This is a genomic window from Mesorhizobium sp. M7A.F.Ca.CA.003.01.2.1, assembly GCF_003998945.1.
GTDB lineage: Bacteria > Pseudomonadota > Alphaproteobacteria > Rhizobiales > Rhizobiaceae > Mesorhizobium > Mesorhizobium ciceri.
The window spans coordinates 1-1,236 of sequence record NZ_RZRA01001252.1; the positions used below are offsets into that span (position 1 = coordinate 1).

General features: G+C 67.7%; 1 protein-coding gene. It reads right to left on the reverse strand.

Translation table 11 applies throughout. The features are described 5' to 3' along the window. A partial coding sequence (locus tag EN969_RS31705; RefSeq protein ID WP_127419765.1) for an autotransporter outer membrane beta-barrel domain-containing protein occupies positions 1-1,236 on the reverse strand: 1,236 nt, incomplete at both ends.

Below are 1,236 nucleotides of genomic sequence, written 5' to 3' on the forward strand. Positions count from 1 at the left end.
ATCGTCGACGTCGAAACTGGCGTGGTTGTAGCCGGTCAGCAGGCCGACCCGCCAGGCTTCGCCGATCACGGTGTCGGCGCCGGCGAGGAAGCCGCCGGTGGAGCGGTCGAGGCCGGCGGCATTGCCGTCGCCGCTCGCCGTGCCCCAGGAGCCGAAAGCCTGCCCCCACACGACGAAACGGCTGGTGTCAGCCTCGACCAGCTCCGGGCCGCCCTCGCCATAAGCCATCACTGGCATGGCGGGAGCGGCGACGTCGCCCATGGCCGCCCGGACGCGGGCGGTTGCGGCATCGGCGACGAAGCGGCTGTCCTCGATCAGCATCCCCTTGGCTGAGGCATGAACCTCGCCCGACGCGGCATCCAGCGCCAGGCGCGCTGCGTCCTTGTCGGTCATGAGCAGCATGGCCCATGCAAGCGCATTGCCTTCGCCCAGCCGATCGAGGGCTCCGGCGGTCGCGAACTGGTTGCGGGTGGTGGCGACGTTGGCGACCGCGACGTCGTTGCGCGCCAAGGCGAGGGTGATGTCGTTGCCGTCGCCGCCCTTGTAGTTGATGAGATGGTCGAGGAAGAGAAGGTCGTTGAGGTTGCCGACGGAGGCGAAGGTGCCGGCGACATCGGCAGCGCCATTGTTCTGGATGATCGTGTACGGCCCGTTGCGCAGGTTCCAGCTCTCGGCTGTCGCCGGCGTCAGGACCAGGTTGAGCGTGGCGCCTGATATGTCGACCGTGCCGCCGACGATCAGCCTGTCGGCGCCGGATGGGGTCGCCTCGACCTCCAGGACGCCATGATTGACATAGTTGCCGCCGACCGCCTGGACGCCGATGGAATTGCCGACGCCGTGCGTGCCGAGGATGGTGACATTGCCGCCCATGGTGCCGATGCCGCCAAGGCGCGCGCCGGAATCCACCGTGACATCGCCGGCGAGGCTCGCTGTGCCATGGCTGGCGTCGCCCACCACCAGCGTTCCCATGTCGACGGTGGTCAGGCCCGCATAGCTGTTCTGTCCGTTGAGCGTCAGCTTGCCCGCGCCGGTCTTGGTCAGAGAGCCGTTTCCGGAAATGGTGCCGCCGATGACGTCGTCATGACCGAGCGCGCCGAGCGAAAGCTGCGGCGCCAGCTGTGAATCGTCGATTAGTATGGCCCCGTCGCCAGACAGCGAACCGACATCGAGCACGGAGTCCTGGTTGCGGAAGCGAACCAGCACGCTGCCGCCGGCGCCGTTGAGGATGGTTGCATC